This is a genomic window from Pseudoalteromonas sp. Xi13 (assembly GCF_003952205.1).
In the GTDB taxonomy this organism is placed as follows: domain Bacteria; phylum Pseudomonadota; class Gammaproteobacteria; order Enterobacterales; family Alteromonadaceae; genus Pseudoalteromonas; species Pseudoalteromonas atlantica.
The window spans coordinates 598,599-612,360 of record NZ_CP034440.1 but is presented as its reverse complement, the minus strand read 5'-3'; the positions used below and the strand labels follow the sequence as shown (position 1 = coordinate 612,360).

At 42.5% G+C, this 13,762-nt stretch carries 14 protein-coding genes and 1 pseudogene; 6 read left to right on the top strand and 9 right to left on the bottom strand.

Annotated features, from left to right (window positions below):
- The first annotated feature begins 92 nt into the window (after positions 1–92).
- On the top strand, positions 93–473 hold the full coding sequence (locus tag EJ103_RS19195; RefSeq protein ID WP_126009455.1) for a VOC family protein: 381 nt from the start codon (positions 93–95) through the stop codon (positions 471–473).
- A gap of 129 nt (positions 474–602) precedes the next feature.
- Here the strand turns inward: EJ103_RS19195 and EJ103_RS19190 are convergent.
- Positions 603–899 (bottom strand): annotated as a pseudogene (locus tag EJ103_RS19190) (SDR family NAD(P)-dependent oxidoreductase); the annotation flags it as partial.
- Between the two features lie 129 nt (positions 900–1,028).
- Between EJ103_RS19190 and EJ103_RS19185 the strand changes: the two are divergent.
- Positions 1,029–1,283 carry a type II toxin-antitoxin system prevent-host-death family antitoxin gene (locus EJ103_RS19185; protein WP_126009453.1) on the top strand — a complete coding sequence of 85 codons (255 nt, stop codon included), beginning with the start codon at positions 1,029–1,031 and terminating at the stop codon, positions 1,281–1,283.
- Positions 1,276–1,539: a Txe/YoeB family addiction module toxin gene (locus tag EJ103_RS19180; protein WP_126009451.1), complete on the top strand. Its 264-nt coding sequence runs from the start codon at positions 1,276–1,278 to the stop codon at positions 1,537–1,539. Before EJ103_RS19185 ends, EJ103_RS19180 begins: the two co-directional genes overlap by 8 nt.
- A 129-nt stretch (positions 1,540–1,668) precedes the next feature.
- Here the strand turns inward: EJ103_RS19180 and EJ103_RS19175 are convergent, their stop codons facing one another.
- The gene (locus EJ103_RS19175) at positions 1,669–2,349 is read right to left on the bottom strand and encodes an SDR family oxidoreductase (protein WP_004587015.1); all 681 of its coding nucleotides are present in this window, start codon (positions 2,347–2,349) and stop codon (positions 1,669–1,671) included.
- Between the two features lie 228 nt (positions 2,350–2,577).
- Positions 2,578–3,576 carry a DUF4382 domain-containing protein gene (locus EJ103_RS19170; RefSeq protein WP_126009449.1) on the bottom strand — a complete coding sequence of 333 codons (999 nt, stop codon included), beginning with the start codon at positions 3,574–3,576 and terminating at the stop codon, positions 2,578–2,580.
- A 346-nt stretch (positions 3,577–3,922) separates the two neighbouring features.
- Between EJ103_RS19170 and EJ103_RS19165 the strand changes: the two genes are divergently transcribed.
- Positions 3,923–4,777, top strand: a complete 855-nt coding sequence (locus EJ103_RS19165) for a mechanosensitive ion channel domain-containing protein (RefSeq protein ID WP_126009447.1) — start codon at positions 3,923–3,925, stop codon at positions 4,775–4,777.
- A gap of 86 nt (positions 4,778–4,863) precedes the next feature.
- Here the strand turns inward: EJ103_RS19165 and astB are convergent, their stop codons facing one another.
- From astB to EJ103_RS19150, 3 genes are all read right to left on the bottom strand, one after another.
- Positions 4,864–6,210, bottom strand: a complete 1,347-nt coding sequence (astB, locus tag EJ103_RS19160) for an N-succinylarginine dihydrolase (protein WP_126009445.1) — start codon at positions 6,208–6,210, stop codon at positions 4,864–4,866.
- Between the two features lie 412 nt (positions 6,211–6,622).
- Positions 6,623–7,726: an L-dopachrome tautomerase-related protein gene (locus tag EJ103_RS19155; RefSeq protein WP_126009443.1), complete on the bottom strand. Its 1,104-nt coding sequence runs from the start codon at positions 7,724–7,726 to the stop codon at positions 6,623–6,625.
- A complete protein-coding gene (locus EJ103_RS19150; protein ID WP_126009442.1) occupies positions 7,723–8,739 on the bottom strand; it encodes a zinc-binding alcohol dehydrogenase family protein in 1,017 nt (338 codons plus the stop codon). Before EJ103_RS19150 ends, EJ103_RS19155 begins: the two co-directional genes overlap by 4 nt.
- A 113-nt stretch (positions 8,740–8,852) precedes the next feature.
- Here EJ103_RS19150 and EJ103_RS19145 point away from each other — a divergent pair, with 113 nt between their 5' ends.
- Positions 8,853–9,752 carry a LysR family transcriptional regulator gene (locus tag EJ103_RS19145; RefSeq protein WP_241232320.1) on the top strand — a complete coding sequence of 300 codons (900 nt, stop codon included), beginning with the start codon at positions 8,853–8,855 and terminating at the stop codon, positions 9,750–9,752.
- Here EJ103_RS19145 and EJ103_RS19140 read toward each other — a convergent pair.
- Positions 9,741–10,199 carry a MarR family transcriptional regulator gene (locus EJ103_RS19140; protein ID WP_126009438.1) on the bottom strand — a complete coding sequence of 153 codons (459 nt, stop codon included), beginning with the start codon at positions 10,197–10,199 and terminating at the stop codon, positions 9,741–9,743. The genes EJ103_RS19145 and EJ103_RS19140 overlap by 12 nt on opposite strands.
- A 135-nt stretch (positions 10,200–10,334) precedes the next feature.
- Here EJ103_RS19140 and EJ103_RS19135 point away from each other — a divergent pair, with 135 nt between their 5' ends.
- Positions 10,335–10,763 (top strand): organic hydroperoxide resistance protein, encoded by a 429-nt coding sequence (locus EJ103_RS19135; protein WP_004587024.1) that lies wholly within the window; start codon positions 10,335–10,337, stop codon positions 10,761–10,763.
- 278 nt (positions 10,764–11,041) lie between these two features.
- On the opposite strand, the gene EJ103_RS19130 is transcribed toward EJ103_RS19135, so the two are convergent.
- The gene (locus EJ103_RS19130) at positions 11,042–11,509 is read right to left on the bottom strand and encodes a nuclear transport factor 2 family protein (RefSeq protein WP_126009435.1); all 468 of its coding nucleotides are present in this window, start codon (positions 11,507–11,509) and stop codon (positions 11,042–11,044) included.
- An 89-nt stretch (positions 11,510–11,598) separates the two neighbouring features.
- Entirely contained in the window at positions 11,599–13,734 is a 2,136-nt protein-coding gene (locus EJ103_RS19125) for a pyridoxamine 5'-phosphate oxidase family protein (protein ID WP_126009433.1), read from the bottom strand.
- Positions 13,735–13,762 lie beyond the last annotated feature (28 nt).

The following is a 13,762-nucleotide window of genomic DNA, read 5'->3' as shown; positions in this document are numbered from 1 at the left end:
CAGGCTTTTGTTTGTATAAAAAGCAAAATATTACATGACAGTGCATAAACAACTGGCATACTTGTCACCTTTATTTTTTACAGGGAAGTTAAATGAACTTAAATCAAATTACATTACCCGTTACGGATATGGAAATTTCGACTAAATTTTATCGCGACTTAGGTTTTACCCAAATTGTAGATACCCCACATTATGCTCGCTTTGAATGCCCAGATGGGGATTCAACTTTCTCATTGTCTTTAGATCGAGGTGAGTTTGATTGTGGCACGGTAATATATTTTGAACATGAACAATTAGATGAACTGGTTGAGGCTTTAAAAGTTAAAGGTTTTGTATTTATACAAGAACCTACAGACCAGAGTTATTTATGGCGAGAGGCCGTACTGCATGATCCGTCAGGGCATAAAATTAAGCTCTATTGGGCGGGTGTTAATAGAGTTAACCCACCTTGGCGTGTAGAAGTAGGCAGCTAATACAAATCAGATCTTTAATTATGCAGTGTTCAACTTTGCGCTATTAAAATCTAACCTCAAAATACAAACAACCATCAGGTTTAACGCCATTGGCATTAAACCTGATAGCTCAAACTCAAACAATCAACGTTAATTAGTCGGCATTAAATATATCTCGCGCACGTTGTTGCGCTGGTTTGCTTCAATGGCAAACAGTACGGCGTCGGCCACATCTTGCGGGTCGAGTTTGTCGGGCTTTGCTTCATCAAAAAATGGGGTGTTCACCATGCCAGGGGCTATGGTGGTACAGCGGCCATTCTACACACCATTTCCTCAACTAAGTTTTGCCCAAACCCGTAAGCAAACAAACCATTTAGTTGCGCCATAAATAGAGCCTTTAATAGGCTTACGGCCAGCGGCTGAGCTGGTTAATATAAAGTGGCCTTTGTTTTAGCCCACATGTCTGTGCGCTTTATTTAGAAATTTGCTACCACGACAAAGTAATGCACAGTATCCTGTACATGTAATAATTTTCCAGCTAAACTTGTCTTATATAATGTACAAGTGAGGTGCAAAATGAGAATAGTGTCTTTTACCGAAGCCCGAAATAGTCTAAAAACCGTTTTGGATAATGTAATTAATGATGCAGATACGACAGTAATCACTCGTCGTGACACTGAAGATGCGGTTGTAATGTCATTAGATTACTACAACAGCCTTATGGAAACTGTTCATTTACTTCGCTCTCCAGCGAACGCTGAGCATTTAAACCGTTCAATTGCGCAGTATAAAGCGGGCAAAACGACTCCACGAGAACTTATTGATGATTAACAGGTTATTATCATGGACTGATGAAGCTTGGAATAGTTACGTCTACTGGCAGACTCAAGATAAGAAAACCTTGAAACGTATAAATAAGCTAATTGTCGATGTTAAGCGTTCTCCATTTGATGGGATTGGAAAACCGGAACCCCTCAAAGAAAATCTTTCAGGCTTTTGGTCTCGCAGAATAGATGATACAAATCGTTTGGTATATGCCGTGGATGATACAGCAATTACAGTTATCTCGTGCCGTTACCATTACTAAATAAACAAGATAAATAAACAAGACATCCATCTTAAATTCTTCATTCTATCCAGCCAGTATTTATTAAAAAACCGTCAGGTTTAACGCCATTGGCATTAAACCTGACAGCTCAAATTTAACCAAACAACGTTAATTAGTCGGCATTAAATATATCTCACGCACGTTGTTGCGCTGGTTTGCTTCAATGGCAAATAGTACGGCGTCGGCCACATCTTGCGGGTCGAGTTTGTCGGGTTTAGCTTCATCAAAAAATGGGGTGTTTACCATGCCAGGGGCTATGGTGGTACAGCGGCCGTTCCACTCGCTCATTTCCTCAGCTAAGTTTTGGCCAAACCCGTAAGCAAACCATTTAGTTGCGCCATAAATAGAGCCTTTTATTGGCTTACGGCCAGCGGCTGAGCTGGTTAATATAAAGTGGCCTTTGTTTTGGCGTAAATGAGGCAGGGTTGCTTTTGCCGTCCATAGCAGGGCTTTAATGTTTATGTCTATCATGGTTGACCATTCATCGGGGTCGCCTTTTTCAGTGCCTGCGGTTGAAACGCCCATACCCGCGTTGGCAAATGCGGCATCTAGTCGGCCAAATTTTTTAAGCCCTTTTGTTACTACGTTTTCAAGTTCGGTAAAGTCGGTGGCATCTGCGGGTACACTCAGTGCGTTATCTTCACCTAACGACTCAACTAGTTCAGCTAATTTATCTTCACTTCTGGCGGTAAGAATGACTTTATGGCCGTTATTAACCAATGTTTTTGCACTCGCTTCACCTATGCCACTAGAGGCACCTGTAATTAGAACTACTTTTTCTTTCGCCATGATTATTTCTCCTATGTTTACATATTCAAAATGATAAGAACGGTTTAACTAATACGTGCTATTAACTGTACCAGTTCTGGGTTAACAGGGCTTGAATGCAGGTCACTTTTCGAATGAATTATTTGGATGATGTTAGGTGAGTGGCTTTAATGGGTTTTTGCAAAGGTGGAGTGTTCGTTTTTGTTATACTTTTTATAAAAAAAGCGCACCTTAAAGTGCGCTATACGTTTATTGTGTTATGTCAAAGCTAACTGAAAGGTCCTCAGTTTGCGGTACACTAATTTGCTTAAGTTGATAAACAGTGAAATCAGTATCTTCTAGCTCTGCATCGTCTATATGTGCGGTGCACGTATAGCCAAGTTGGTAGTCTCCCGGTGTAATGAAAGCAAGCTCAAACTCATATTGGTTATCGTCTTGATCAAATACAACATTTGCGGTCGCAAGAGGGGCATCTTCTGGGGGTTGCTCATCTATTTCGTATATATCTTTAGGTACTTGAGCATCTGATGAATATAAATATACGGCGTGTCCAAACGTTGAATCTGCAGCAGCAGTGGCGATATTGTCTGTTTCACAGTTATTAATAAGCGCTTGGCTTACTGTGCCTTCAATTTCTTGTGACTCAGAAAGATTTTGTAATCGTACGCCTCTAGGTTTTAAAAAGATCTCCTCATTATTTTGGGGATCGACCAGCGATTTTTTTAGGTCAAATTCTAAAACAAAGTCGTTATCAGTTTGGTTAAGTGTAAAGCCATCGAGTTGTATTTCGCCTACACCATCATTCCCTTTTCTTTTAACCACGAGCGGAGCAATGCTGTCGTCTTCGTATACTACGTGAGATGTAAAACTAAGGTTATTAGTATCGCCATTTATAACTTGAGCGCGGATCCACGAGTATTCGCCTGCTGGCACTTCTTGATCGTCAAGCAGCTCAAAAACATCGTCCCCGGTGTAATCGAGCAAATTAACCATTTGTGGTTGAGATGCGTCAGCTTCACTTCGGGTTTCAAAACTAAATTCTTCATCGCCTTGTGTTTTAATAGTGATTGAATCAAACACGACGTTAACCGCTTTTAAACCACTAACCGGGGCATCTGACACACCAAGGCTAAAGGTTGACTTGTCGCTAGATTGTGGCGTTGTTGTGTCATTGTCATCACTTGAAGAGCCACACCCGGCTAATGCAAAAAGAACGGCGCTGCTGACTAATGTTGATTTAAAATTCATGATTTACTCCTTTAGTTTATAAAGCGAATTGTAGAAGGGCTAAGCTGAATTTAAATTGAACTGGTTTTTAGAATAGTTACTTGAAGTTAATCTTTATTTTACTTTGCGCATTTTTGAACAAAAGTATGTACGCCATAGGTTAACTAGTTTGTGATCACTAAGGCTTTAAGTGTGAAAATTTAAGCGAAAAAAAGAAAAACTTTGCCCAATTAATTTGCTGATATAGGCACACCTTCCCCTTATTTTAATGCTATCGCTTTAAAATTTTTACTATATACTCCCGCCACTTCTTTTGAAGTGTATAGATTTAATTCTTGCTGATAATCAGCCCATAGTTGGAATATGTATGAAAGATAAACTTATTGTGTTTTGGCAAAGCCATTCAGAAACAATCATCACTTTAGGTTACAAAGTGGTATTAGCCTTGGCTATTTTAGTTGCGAGTGCGCTTATTGCGCGTTCGGTAAAAAAAGCGATTAAAAATTCTAAGTCGCCATTAAAAAAAGTAGACGAAACGCTACTGCCGCTTTTATCGAGCATTGCGGGGTATTTAGTTTACATAATTGCTACGCTGTTTATTTTAGATATTTTTGGCGTTAATACGGCAAGCTTAATAGCGCTAATGGGCGCGGCGGGTTTAGCGATTGGTTTGGCGCTTAAAAACACTTTAAGTAATATTGCAGCCGGCATTATGCTACTCATACTTAGGCCATTTAAAATAGGCGATTTTGTAGATGCGAGCGGCACGCTTGGCACAGTAAACGAAATAAACTTATTTACGACCATTTTTAAAACCACCGACGGCCTTTATATCGCATCGCCTAACGGTAAAGTGTGGGGCGGCAACATTAAAAACTTTACCCGTAACGGTAAAAGGCGCATGGATATAGTGGTGGGAATTTCGTACGCCGACTCTATTGATGTAGGCTTAAATGTACTTAAAGAAGTTGCCGAATCAGAAAGCCGATTACTCGCAGAGCCCGCGCCTAAAGTAATGGTTACCTCAATAGGCGAAAGCGCAGTAAATATTCAATTACGTGCATGGGCTGTAAATGGCGATTACTGGCAAACCGTGTGGGATTTAAATAAACGCGTTAAAGAAGCCATAGAAGGTGCGGGGCTGAGCATTCCGTTTCCGCAGCGTACGCTGCATATATCTGAGTCGATGGCATCGGCAGTAACGGTTAATAACGGTAAATAAAACCTTTAAACACTATTAGCATAAGCACAAATAAAAATAGCGAGCCTTGGCTCGCTATTTTTGTATTAGCTTTTTGCTGACGAGTATTAACCTTCTAATTGAAAGTCGTACACTGAGCCTAAGTTAAGCAGCTGGGTTAGTTCATCCAGTGCTTGGTAGCTTTCGGTAAGTAGGGCTGAATCGGCAAAGTCGCTTGCACCTAGCTTATCGCGGTAGTTACGCTTTGCCCAGTCACAAAGCTGAGTGTATTTAGTATCGGTTAAAATAACCTCTGGGTTTACCGCAGCAAGTTCTTGCTCGTTAAGAGCTACACGTAAACGTAAGCAGGCAGGGCCGCCGCCATTTTGCATACTTTGGCGCAGGTCAAAAAACTGCACTTGGTTTACTGGGTTATCGGCTAAAATCATTTCTTCAATGTAGGCGTTTACTGCGCTATTAAGTTGGCACTCTTGTGGCGCTACTAATAGCATTGAGCCATCATCTAGGCTTACTAATTGGCTATTAAATAAGTAACTGCTTACTGCATCGCTAATGCTTACTTTATCGGTAGGTACTTCAATTATGTATAGCTGTTTGCTGCCGGTGTAGGCATCACGAATTTCTTGCAGGGCATCTTGTTGGTTTAAAAATGCTTGCTGGTGGCAAAGCAATACGTTTGCGTTACCTACTGCAATTACATCATTATGAAACACGCCTTGGTCTATAACATCTGGATTTTGCTGCAGTAAAATTTGGCTCGATTCTTTTAAATTATGTAATCGGCAAATGGCTTCTGAGGCTTCTAGTGTTTGCCTTGCAGGAAACTTAGCCGGTTTTGGTAATTGGCTGTTAAAGGCACTTGCACCAAATACAAACATTTCTAGGCCTTGCTCGCCGTGGCTGTCGCAAAGGCGGGTGTGGTTAGCTGCGCCTTCGTCGCCAAAAAAGCCCTGATCGGGTAAATGCGTGTGGTGTGCAAAGTAGCTATCGTTATTAAACATGGCTTTTAGTAAGCGGGTAGTTGTAGCAGGCTCTAGGGAGCGATGAAACTTATTGTTTAAATTAGCTGAGGTAAAATGCACTTTGCCATCGAGGGTGTCTGGCGAAGGTGAAACAGTAGCGGCATTGGCGGTCCACATTGCAGAGGCCGAGTAACAGGCGCGCAATAAAATAGGGTCGGCTTTAAATGCTTTATGAATAACTTGCGAGTCGTTGCCGGTAAAACCTAGGCGACGTAGTACGTTTAAATCGGGGCGTGCGTGGGGCGCAAACACACCTTGTGTTAGGCCTTTGTCGTGCATGGCTTTCATTTTTTCAAGGCCCTGTAACACAGCTTCTTGAGGGTTTGAAAAACTTGCCGCATTATTTAACGAGGCAACATTACCATACGATAAACCCGCATAGTTGTGAGTAGGGCCAACTAAGCCATCAAAATTTACTTCTAAGGCGTGCATACACGTTCCAATCATATTGTTTTTAGTTACTTAACAATACAACGCAATGGCCGCGCTTGCAAAGCCTATAAATACGAAATTTATCGGCTGTAAACTCGCTCTTTGTCGCACGTGGTATGGGTATTACTCGGATCGTTTACCTGCCATACGCTAATGTCTAAACGCCATAGTAGGTAAAGGGTGTGGTATAGGTTAGCCATGGTATTTTCCTTGAAAGTTTCACTGAACACATCTGTACTGTGGAAGAATTATGCCAACTGTTAATTGAATATTTTATGAATACAAATCAGATATTTATTAAAACACTAAAAATAACTTTTGAGCGCTTAGCACCATTTTGGGGCTAAAAGGCTCAAAAGTTGCACCAAAAAGCCACGCAGCGGGTGCGTGGCGTATGGTTTATACGCTGTATTTAGCGCCCTACTTTACCCTTTACTAGTGGGTCGAACGACAGCACACTAAATTTTCCTTGGCTGGCGTTTTTACCGTTATTTAATACTGGCGAGCGGTGTAGCTCATCTACGGTAAAATATATTTTATGATCGGCGCCATAACTAAAGCCATCAGGCCAGCTTAAGCGCTCGTCTTTAAATAATACCTGGTATTTACCGCTTGGTTTTACTACACCAATTGCGCCGTTGGTTATGTCGGTAACATACACATTACCGCCGCCATCAACAATAATGCCATCTGAAATTGGTTTAGTGCCGTAACGCGTTACTCTACTTTCAAGGGCGCTTGCGCTCAGGCTTTTATTGTTAATATCGCTTGTGGCAATACGGTAAACCGATGTGCCAGACATAGAGCCAAAGTAAAGCCACTGTTCATTTGGGTCGAGTGTGATTGGGTTTACGCCTAAACGTGCTGGTTGGCCGCCTAGTTTCATGGTGCGCCCTTCAATGACCATGTCGATGTTTTCGGCTGTGGTGTATGGGCTATTTTGTAATACTCTGCGCGCCTCACCTGTTTTTAAATTTACGGTAATAATAGCGGCTTGGCTGCCTTGTGCGGTGTCGGCAATGTATACAACGCCGTGTTTATTATCGATAACTAAATCGTTTAAAAACGAGGTGTCGGTAATGGTGGGTTTAGCTAAATAAATTATTTTATGCAGCTGCTCTTTGTTGGTATCCCAACCGACTAAACGCCCAGCATGATCAGGGCCTGATGTATCAAGCATCCATAACACGCCATCGGCAGATACATTTATGCCAAGTACATCGTAAAAGCCTTTGCCGTTTTTATACGCGTATGCCCATTCTTCATTAGGGTAGGGTTTGGTGGTGCCATCGCTTAATAGCTCCATAATTTTTTGTTTTTGGCCGTAAAAACCATGTACCGATAAAAACTTACGACCCGAGGGCGTAATAGCAATATTACCTGGTGGGTGCTGCGCGTCGAATGTAGCTACTGTTTTTAAATCAGCATTTTGATTAGCGGTATTAGCAAACACACTGCTGGTTAAAAACGCAGTGCTACAGGCTGCAACTAAAAGTATTTTTTTAATCTGGTTCATGCTTCAAAGCCTTCTAAAACAAGTTTACCGCGTGAGGTGTGCGATTCTAAAATTTGATGCGCTTTATATAAATTAGCAGCGTTTATTAATCCTAAATTTTGCCCAAGCGTGGTTTTAAGTGTACCTGAGTCTATCAGCTCGCTAATTTCATTAAGTAAGGTGTGCTGCGCTGTTATATCGGCGGTAGTAAATAGCGAGCGGGTAAACATAAACTCCCAATGCACTGAAATACATTTACGCTTAAATTTTAAAATATCGAACGATGTAGGGTCATCTATTAGCGCAAATTTACCTTGCGGTTTAATACACTCAACTATTTGGTCTTGGTATTGGTCGGTGTGGGTTAAGCCAATAACGTAATCAAACTCAGCTAAACCCAGTTCTTTGCGCTGCTCGTTTAAGTTTTTAGTATGATTGAGTACATGATCCGCTCCTAACTCTTTAAGCCAAGTTACGCTTTGCTCGCGTGACGCAGTACCTACCACCTTTAGCCCAGTAAGCTGCTTTGCAAGCTGTACCAAAATAGAGCCAACGCCACCTGCGGCGCCAATAACTAAAATAGATTGCTGAGTATTTTGCTTATTTTTAGGCACTTGCAGGCGATCAAATAGCATTTCGTAGGCGGTAATACTGGTTAGCGGCAGCGCTGCGGCTTGTGCGTCGGTTAATGTTTTAGGCGCACGCCCTACAATACGCTCGTCAACTAATTGAAATTGCGCATTACTGCCTTGGCGCGATAAATCGCCAGCGTAAAATACACGATCTCCCACATTAAATAACGATACCGACTCGCCAACGGCTTTTACAACGCCTACGCCGTCCCAGCCTAATACTTTGTAGCCTTGCTCTGGCGCTACATTTGCACGTATTTTTGTATCTACAGGGTTTACCGAAATAGCCTTTACTTCAATAAGTAGGTCGTGCCCGGTGGCGGTTGGGGTATCAAGTTCAATTGCTTGTATAGAGCTTGCTGTAAGCGTTTTAGTGTTTTTGGTGTAGCCAAATGCTTTCATGTGCGTTCCTGATGATTTTAACCAAGTGTTTTTAACTTATAAGCACTATAGCTCAGTTGAAAAATAGAAAAAGACATGAAAAACTAAAGCACTTTCAAATTTTAATTGAAAATATGCGATCATTTAACGATATTCAAACTTTTATAGATGTAGCCAGTTGCGCCAGTATTTCTGAAGCTGCACGACAAAACGAGCAAACCCCAGCGGCGGTAAGTGCAGCTATTAAGCGCCTAGAAAAAGACTTAGGAAACGTGCTCTTTATTCGCTCTACCCGAAACTTACGCTTAAGTGTGGCAGGGGAGCAGTTTTTAAGTTACGCCAAAGACTCTCTTTCGCTTATTCAACAAGGGGTAGCTGCAGTACAAACCGCAGTGGGCGAAGTAACGGGAACGCTACAGGTATCGGCCCCGTGCGACTTAGGGCGCAATAAACTAAGTGAATGGCTTAATGAGTTTTTAGCACACTACCCGCATGTAAAACTTAAACTGCACTTAAGTGACGAAGTAAGCGACATTTACAGCCAATCAATTGATATTGCACTGCGCTTTGGTGTACCAAAAGATTCGCAGTTAATTGCAGCGCCACTTTTTTTAAATAATGCGCGTATTTTAGTGGCCTCTCCTGACTATATTGCTAAAAATGGATTGCTTACACATCCACTTAACTTAACGCAGCACACCACCATTACCTTTATGCGCTTTGGCGAGGTGTTTAAAGAGTGGCGATTTTATAAAAATGGCGCAGTGCAAAAAGTGCAGCTAAATTGCCAACACATAGTTAACGATGGCGAAATGGTTAGGCGATGGGCGCTAGAGGGTAAAGGCATTGCGTATAAGTCGTACTTAGATGTTATTGATGATTTAGCAAGCGGGCAGCTCGTTCATTTATGCCCCGAGTGGCAAAGCGATCCGCTACCGCTTTATATGATGTACGCCGACCGACGCCAAATGACCCCGGTGATCAGCGCATTTAGGGCGTTTATTCAACAAAAAATAACCGCGTTAGTTGACTAACTCATCATCGTTTTTAGTTGTTAAATCGCTTATTACTAAATCAAGCAGCTGCATTAGCTGTTTGGCTTGTGTGGGGTCTACACTTTCAAACTTACATAATATATTTTTTGGAATATCAGCAGCTTCGTTTTTAAGGGCTTGCCCACTTTGGGTAAGCTGAATTAGGCGCTTACGCTTATCGTGCTCATCTTTAATAACAGCCAGCAGAGACTTTTCGGTCATTTTTTTGAGTATTTGGGTCATAGCGCCACCATCAATAGCGGTTTTATCTATTAGCTGCGCTATGGTTATTTTGTCTTGCTCCCACAGCGCCATCATCACTACATACTGCGGATACGTTAAATTAAGTGCAGCTAAAGGCTCACGGTAAGCGCGGGCAATACTATTTGATGCCATATATAACCTATGACAAAGCTGATTTTTTAATTTTAATTGCTCAAATGACATACCTAACTCCTAGTGCGTTAATACCTTCAACTCAAAAAACATTTTAATTTGCATGCAAAGTATTTGCAATCTCTAATTACTTGACCTATTATTTTGCATGCAAATTAAATTAATTGATAAACTTTGGAGTTCACTATGAATGTATTACAAAACGTTGCCTACACAGCAAAAGCAACTGCAACCGGTGGCCGTGAAGGTGTAGCTAAATCAGACGATGGCCGTTTAAATGTAAACTTATCAACCCCAAAAGGGCTAGGTGGCGACGATGGACAAGGCACAAACCCAGAGCAATTATTTGCAGCTGGTTATGCAGCGTGCTTTATTGGTGCACTAAAATTTGTAGCCGGTAGCGAAAAAATTGCGCTACCAAGTGATACACATATTAACTCTGAAGTATCTATTGGCGCGATTGAAGGAGGTTTTGGCATTGCAGTTAAATTAGCTGTATCACTCGGTGATATGGATAAAACAGCAGCGCAAGAGCTGGTAAATAAAGCACACCAAGTATGCCCATACTCAAACGCTACACGCGGTAATATTGAAGTTGAGCTTTCGGTTATTTAATTAACAGATTACTTAGCATTGTAATAGCCCAGTGGTTTGCCACTGGGCTTTTTTGTATGCAAAGTTTATTAAAAAATAACGTTATAAATATATGAAAACAGCATGATTAAATTAACCCATATACCAGCAACTGACACAGCTGTATTTGTCTTGCAGTGATTAAGTAAGCAGCTCTTTAATGCTGAAAAACGTTGGGAGGATGAAAAGGGTTAAGGCGTTCTGCGCGAACGCCTAGAGAGGGCTGGCTTTATCGTTTGTATCGGATGTATTGGGTGTGGTTACAACCCTAACTCCGATAACCCTGGGTGATCGTCGGGGCGGCGCCCTTGGGGCCAGTGAAATTTGCGCTCTGATTCTTTGATAGGTAAGTCGTTGATGCAAGCGAAGCGGTTTTGCATTAAGCCGTTTTCATCGAATTCCCAGTTTTCGTTGCCGTAGGAGCGAAACCAGTTGCCGCTGTCGTCGTGCCACTCATACGCGTAACGCACGGCAATACGATTTTCAGTGAAAGCCCATAACTCTTTTATCAGCCTATATTCCAATTCTTTTTCCCATTTTCCTGTTAAAAATGCAGCGGCTTCTTCGCGGTTATTCACAAAAGTGCTGCGATTACGCCATTTGGTATCCACTGTATAAGCAAGTGACACCTTTTCAGCGTTACGGCTGTTCCAACCACCTTCTGCTAGACGCACTTTTTCGATGGCGCTTTCGCGGGTAAAAGGGGGCAGTGGTGGGCGTGTACTCATGTTTAAATCCTCTTTGGGTAAAGTAACGTTGAATAACTTGTATAGGTTTCATCAATAAGTGACTTTGAATATTAGCCTGTTTAATTGAGCTACAAGTCTAATATAACAGTGTCGCAATCTTTCGCTGGTACCGCGCAGCATAACAATACTTCTGATGCGTCAATATGCGCACTTGGCTTGGTGCGATACGTTACAGCACCACTTTTTAGTTTAACCGCACATGAGCCACATTGGCCGCTGCGGCAACTGTATGGTGGCGTAAGCCCTTTGCTTTCGGCTACGTCGAGCAGGGGCTTGTCACCCTTGTACCAGCTTTGTTCAATACCTGAGTGGGCAAACTTTATCACAGCAGATTCAGCCTCTAGCTCAGCGTGGTTGCTGGTATCTCTTGATTGGCGAAGTAAAGATGATGGCCCAAACGCTTCGGCATGAATATCTTTATCTTTTACCCCAATGCCAATCAGTAAGTCATACATACTTTGCATAAAACCTTGGGGGCCACACAGATAAAAGTCTTTGTCGAACAGCGATGGGAAATCGACGCTATGCTTTGTGGCCATTGCATTAAGTACGTCCATTACCAAGCTTTGGCTAATTCGCCCTTGGGAAGTGTAATCGTTAGACGCCGCAGAACTCTCTGTCTGAGCGTAGTGAATATCACTTAATACAGAATAATACTGAATACGCCCAGCGCTACGTTTGGCAATGTTGCTCAGTTCTGCATAGAAAGCACGTTGCTCACTATTTTTGGCCGCTTGAATAACTGCTATTGGGCGGATATAGCGAGTGCGTATACCTTCATTAACTGCATCATTTGCCATGGCCACCATTGGCGTTATGCCCACACCCGCACCTATTAAAATGGCTGGGCGCTGTTGTGTGTTATCGATAAAGAAATGGCCGCTTGGTGCTTTAATCTGTATTTCACTGCCAATCGATATTCGAGAATGCAAGGTACTTGATATCACACCATACTCTTCACGTTTTACTGAAATACGATAACCACTTTGCGTTGGGGCACTGGATACAGTGTAATTGCGCACAATCCAACTGTCAGAGTTTTGCTGTTTAATACGCAGGGTTAAATGTTGCCCAGGGGAAAATGGCAGTACAGGAGCATCATCTTTTGGCTGTAAATAAAATGAGCGGATTGTACTGCTCTCGTCTTCGATTTTACTGACGGTAAATGCGCGCCACTGGTTACGTTTAGCTTGTGCTTTTAACACCGCTTCTGTCTGTGACCAAGTGCCCGTTGCTTGAGAATTGGGAGAGTAGCTATCGAATTGAGCGCGAAATGGAAGTGCCGCTTTTAATGTCACCCCTTGGGTTAGGGTAAATTGCCAGCCGCGCTGCGCACCTTGAAACCCTTTAATTATCGGTGAGTCACTCGCCAGCAAGGTAACCGTGCCGGTTAACATAAAAACATCGCCGCTGGTAAAATCAACAAACAGTAAACCCGCTTTGGGGTTTAACAGGAAATTACCCAGCGTATTGAAGAAGTTATTCCCTGCATAATCAGGAATGGTGAGAGTGTTTTCATCAACCTTTATAAAACCTGGCATGCCACCACGGTGTGATACATCAACCCCCATAGCATTATGGGCAGATACCTGACGGTTTACTTCGTTTGCAGGTTCGTGATCCGCAGAACTGGCAACAAAAAACGTATCCGCTTGGCGGATAAAGGCTTTTAGGCTATCACTTAGTTCAAAAAAAGTTTCAGCTGCCGGTGCCTTGTATGGCGCATCTGGCGAACGGATAAAGTGAAGGTCGCGAGTTTGAATATACTGCGGACAATTGCCAAAAGATTGCTCAACCTCTAAAGCAAACTGGTTGTTCGCTGCGCTGGTAACACAAGTGTTGACGCGGTTTCTACGCCGGGTCGACATTTCCAGTCCCAATAAACCCAATCGAGCACCTTGTGTGATTGCTGTGCCTAATGGGTCACCTGATAAAATAGGGGTGTTTACTGTGAGCTGAGTAGGGGAAGGGGACTGCACGAAGCCGGGCTTTCCAGGCAAAATTGACGACCAAAGTTGCCCCTTATCTGATGTACTACCCAACACCATAAACGGCAGTTGTTGGAAAAACTGCCTATGCTGATCTGGCATGTATGGGCGGATTGCGCGACGGCCAATATTGTCCATCTGCTCCAGAGCACCTACACTGGCTTGCAACTGACGTTCACCATCGTGAAATGGAGCATAGCGATTGCTTGGTTCCATGGAGCCTCCAATACGGGTAAGTTAATTT

Excerpts from the sequence above, each read along its gene's own strand:
- EJ103_RS19130 (WP_126009435.1), bottom strand. The coding sequence starts at position 11,509 with ATGAGTACACGCCCACCACTGCCCCCTTTTACCCGCGAAAGCGCCATC.
- EJ103_RS19140 (WP_126009438.1), bottom strand. The coding sequence starts at position 10,199 with ATGTCATTTGAGCAATTAAAATTAAAAAATCAGCTTTGTCATAGGTTA.
- EJ103_RS19150 (WP_126009442.1), bottom strand. The coding sequence starts at position 8,739 with ATGAAAGCATTTGGCTACACCAAAAACACTAAAACGCTTACAGCAAGC.
- EJ103_RS19155 (WP_126009443.1), bottom strand. The coding sequence starts at position 7,726 with ATGAACCAGATTAAAAAAATACTTTTAGTTGCAGCCTGTAGCACTGCG.
- EJ103_RS19180 (WP_126009451.1), top strand. The coding sequence starts at position 1,276 with ATGATTAACAGGTTATTATCATGGACTGATGAAGCTTGGAATAGTTAC.
- EJ103_RS19165 (WP_126009447.1), top strand. The coding sequence starts at position 3,923 with ATGAAAGATAAACTTATTGTGTTTTGGCAAAGCCATTCAGAAACAATC.
- EJ103_RS19170 (WP_126009449.1), bottom strand. The coding sequence starts at position 3,576 with ATGAATTTTAAATCAACATTAGTCAGCAGCGCCGTTCTTTTTGCATTA.
- astB (WP_126009445.1), bottom strand. The coding sequence starts at position 6,210 with ATGCACGCCTTAGAAGTAAATTTTGATGGCTTAGTTGGCCCTACTCAC.
- EJ103_RS19135 (WP_004587024.1), top strand. The coding sequence starts at position 10,335 with ATGAATGTATTACAAAACGTTGCCTACACAGCAAAAGCAACTGCAACC.
- EJ103_RS19145 (WP_241232320.1), top strand. The coding sequence starts at position 8,853 with ATGCGATCATTTAACGATATTCAAACTTTTATAGATGTAGCCAGTTGC.
- EJ103_RS19125 (WP_126009433.1), bottom strand. The coding sequence starts at position 13,734 with ATGGAACCAAGCAATCGCTATGCTCCATTTCACGATGGTGAACGTCAG.
- EJ103_RS19195 (WP_126009455.1), top strand. The coding sequence starts at position 93 with ATGAACTTAAATCAAATTACATTACCCGTTACGGATATGGAAATTTCG.
- EJ103_RS19185 (WP_126009453.1), top strand. The coding sequence starts at position 1,029 with ATGAGAATAGTGTCTTTTACCGAAGCCCGAAATAGTCTAAAAACCGTT.
- EJ103_RS19175 (WP_004587015.1), bottom strand. The coding sequence starts at position 2,349 with ATGGCGAAAGAAAAAGTAGTTCTAATTACAGGTGCCTCTAGTGGCATA.